At 68.1% G+C, this 3,487-nt stretch carries 2 protein-coding genes and 1 tRNA gene; 2 read left to right on the forward strand and 1 reads right to left on the reverse strand.

Features of this window, described 5'->3' with window-relative positions; translation table 11 throughout:
* The gene (gene boxB / locus LZ009_RS11170; RefSeq protein WP_275698004.1) at positions 1–1,425 is read left to right on the forward strand and encodes a benzoyl-CoA 2,3-epoxidase subunit BoxB; all 1,425 of its coding nucleotides are present in this window, start codon (positions 1–3) and stop codon (positions 1,423–1,425) included.
* On the opposite strand, the gene LZ009_RS11175 is transcribed toward boxB, so the two are convergent.
* A complete protein-coding gene (locus LZ009_RS11175; RefSeq protein ID WP_275698005.1) occupies positions 1,404–2,990 on the reverse strand; it encodes a methyl-accepting chemotaxis protein in 1,587 nt (528 codons plus the stop codon). The two genes, boxB and LZ009_RS11175, sit on opposite strands and share 22 nt — an antisense overlap.
* A 160-nt stretch (positions 2,991–3,150) precedes the next feature.
* Between LZ009_RS11175 and LZ009_RS11180 the strand changes: the two genes are divergently transcribed.
* Positions 3,151–3,227, forward strand: a tRNA-Pro gene (locus LZ009_RS11180).
* Positions 3,228–3,487 lie beyond the last annotated feature (260 nt).

Consider the following 3,487-nt stretch of genomic DNA (forward strand, 5'->3'; position numbering starts at 1 on the left):
ATGAGCACGATCGACCTGCAAGCCAAGATCCCCAACAACGTTGCGCTGGGCGACAACCGCCAGCTGCAACGCGCCCTGGAGCACTGGCAGCCCGCCTTCCTCAACTGGTGGGACGAGATGGGGCCGAGCGACTTCAAGGCCAAGGAGGTGTACCTGCGCACCGCCGTGGGCGTCGACGCCCAGGGCTGGGCCCAGTACGGCTACACGCCCATGCCCGACTACCGCTGGGGCATCTTCCTGGCGGACAAGGAGGCGGACCGCAAGATCGGCTTCGGCGACCACATGGGCGAGGAGGTCTGGCAGGACGTGCCCGGCGAATACCGCTCCACCTTCCGCCGCCTGATCGTGACGCAGGGCGACACCGAGCCGGCCTCGGTGGAACAGCAGCGCCTGCTGGGCCACACCGCGCCTTCGCTGTACGACCTGCGCAACCTGTTCCAGGTGAACGTGGAAGAGGGCCGCCACCTGTGGGCCATGGTCTACCTGCTGCACGCGCACTTCGGCCGCGATGGCCGCGAAGAGGCGGAAGAACTGCTGATGCGTCACAGCGGCGACGCCGACAAGCCGCGCATCCTGGGCACCTTCAACGAGCCCATGGACAACTGGCTGTCCTTCTTCATGTTCACCTACTTCACCGACCGCGACGGCAAGTTCCAGCTCAAGTCCTTTGCCGAGAGCGCGTTCGACCCGCTGGCCCGAACGACCAAGTTCATGCTGACCGAGGAAGCGCACCACATGTTCGTGGGCGAGACCGGGGTCGGCCGCGTCATCAAGCGCAGCCTGGAAGTGATGAAGGAGCTGGACACCGACGACTGGAAGAAGGTGCGCGAGGCCGGCGCCATCGACCTGCCCACTATCCAGAAGTTCATGAACTTCTGGTTCACCAGCTCGCTCGACCTGTTCGGCTCCGAAGCCTCGTCGAACGCCGCGAACTACTTCGCCAACGGCATCAAGGGCCGGCCGGACGAAGCCAAGTTCGCCGACCACCGCGAAGTCGACACCTCCATGACCATCAAGGTGCCGGACGGCCAGGGCGGCCTGAAGGACGAGTCCATCAGCGTGCGCAACGGCATCAACGAGGTGACGCGCCTGGAGTACGTGAAGGACTGCAATGTCGGCGTGACGCGCTGGAACATGGCGATCAAGCGCGCCGGCGTGCCGTTCGAGCTGAAGCTGCCGTCCACGCGCTTCCGCCGCAACGTCGGCGTCTGGGCCGGCGTGCCCACCACGCCCGAAGGCCAGCCGATCACGCAGGCCGAGTTCGACGCCAAGAAGAACGACTGGCTGCCGACGCCGGAGGACATCGCCTTCGTCAAGAGCCTGATGCAGCGCGTGACCGAGCCGGGCAAGATGGCCGGCTGGATCGCGCCGCCCGACCGCGGCATCAACGCCAACGCCGTCGACTACGAATACGTCAAGCTCTGAGGCGCCGGGGCGAACGGCAGGTTCGCCTCGACCCGGAAGGCCGACACCGCGCGCACCAGCATCTCGGCCTGGCGGCTGAGGCTCTCGGCGGCGGCGGCCGCTTCCTCGACGAGGGAAGCATTGCTCTGGGTGACGTGGTCCATCTGCGTCACCGCGTGGCTCACCTCGGCCACGCCCTTGTTCTGCTCCTGTGTCGCGCTGCTGATCTCGGCCAGCAGCGCCGTCATTTCCTCGGCCTGGCGCACCACCGCGCCCATGCTGCTGCCGGCATGGGCCGCCTGGCGCTCGCCCGCGCCGACCTTCTCCACGCTGGCGCCGATCAGGCCCTTGATCTCCTTGGCCGCCGCGGCGCTGCGCTGCGCCAGGGTGCGCACTTCCGCCGCCACCACGGCAAAGCCCCGGCCCTGGTCGCCCGCACGCGCCGCCTCGACGGCGGCGTTCAGCGCGAGGATGTTGGTCTGGAAGGCGATGCCGTCGATCACGCCGGTGATCTCGCTGATGCGGCGGCTGGCGGCCGTTATGTCTTCCATCGTCGCCACCAGGTCGGCGACGGCGGCGCCGCTGACGCGCGCGGCCTGGCTGGTCGCCGCGGCCATGTCGCTGGCGGTGCGGGTGGTGTCCGCGTTGGCGCGCACGGTAGCGCTGATCTGCTCCATCGAGGCGGCCGTCTGCTGCAGGTTGCTGGCCTGTTCCTCGGTGCGCTGGCTCAGGTCCTGGTTGCCGTTCGCGATCTGCACGCTGCCGCTGGCGATGCCTTCGCTGCTCTGGCGCACCGTGCCCACCAGGCGGACCAGGTTGTCGTTCATGCGCGCGAGGGCTGCCAGCAGCTGCGCGGTTTCGTCGTTGCCTTCCACCACGATGTGCGAGGTGAGGTCGCCCTGGGCCACCGTCTGCGCCACGCGCACGGCTTCGCCGATGCGGCGCACGATGGAGCGGCTGATCGTCCAGCTCACGAGCAGGAGCACGAGGGCGGCGAGCACCGTGCCGATGCCGACCACCAGGCCGGTCAGTTCCGAAGTCGCGCGGCTCTGCGCTTCCGCCTCGCGCGCGTTGGCGGCGATCAGGTCGCCAAGGGCGGCCATCTCCTGCGCCAGCTGTTCGAAGCTGGCGCCGAAGGCGGGCAGCTGCCCCTGGGCCGCCAGCCGGTCGGTGTAGGCCAGGCCGGCCAGCGCGTTCGCCTGCGCCACGTAGGCTTCCAGCGTGGGGCGGACCTTCGCCACAGCGGCGCGGGCGGCGGGGCCGATGTCCAGGGTTTCCAGCTTGCGCATGGATTGCGTGAGTTCGGCGGCATCCGCCTGCACGGACTTGCGCACCGCCTTCACCTCATTCGGGTCGATCTCCTTGGCGCTGAGCATCGCGGACAGCACGTCGCCCCGCAGCGCGTCATGCGCCTGGTCCGCCGCGGCCTGGGCCCGCAGGGCTTCCTGCGCCAGCAGCACGCGGTCGGCGCCCACCGTGAGGTAGTGGCGGGCCACGAGGCCGGCGAACCCGGAGGCTGCCAGGCAGGCGACGGCAACGATGCTGAGCCCGATCAGTTTGCGGGCAATGGTCAGTTGGAACTTCATCAGGGAGGGCGTGGCGCGGGCAAAGCCTTTGAAGTTAGCACGCGGCCGGTGCGCGGGGCAATTCGCGGCGCCCGCTTTGCGGCGGGCGCGCCACCAACTTCTTCACGGGATGGATGAGTTCGGCGCTGCGAGCGGGCTGCCCGCTAGAATGGAGCCTTGTCGGAGCGTAGCGCAGTCTGGTAGCGCATCTGGTTTGGGACCAGAGGGTCGTAGGTTCGAATCCTATCGCTCCGACCATCTTCCACACGCCACTTCGGTCCCGCAATGGGACACCGCACCGCATGCATGCCATGGCGAGTGCGACACCGTCGTTACACACTGTGTGCATTTGAAAAGCCGCTAGGCCGGCCTAGGCCGTTGCCCTATAACGGCTGACGCCGAGGCTGTTAACGGCGAAACATCGAATAGCCGGTACTCCAAAAGTACTCAAGACCGGGGGAGATTCGACCCGACGAATGAGTCTGGGCAGGCGCCATGCCTGTCCGAGGGGCTGCCGC

The sequence above is a fragment of the Ramlibacter paludis genome (assembly GCF_022012305.1).
GTDB classification, from domain to species: Bacteria; Pseudomonadota; Gammaproteobacteria; order Burkholderiales; family Burkholderiaceae_C; genus Ramlibacter; species Ramlibacter paludis.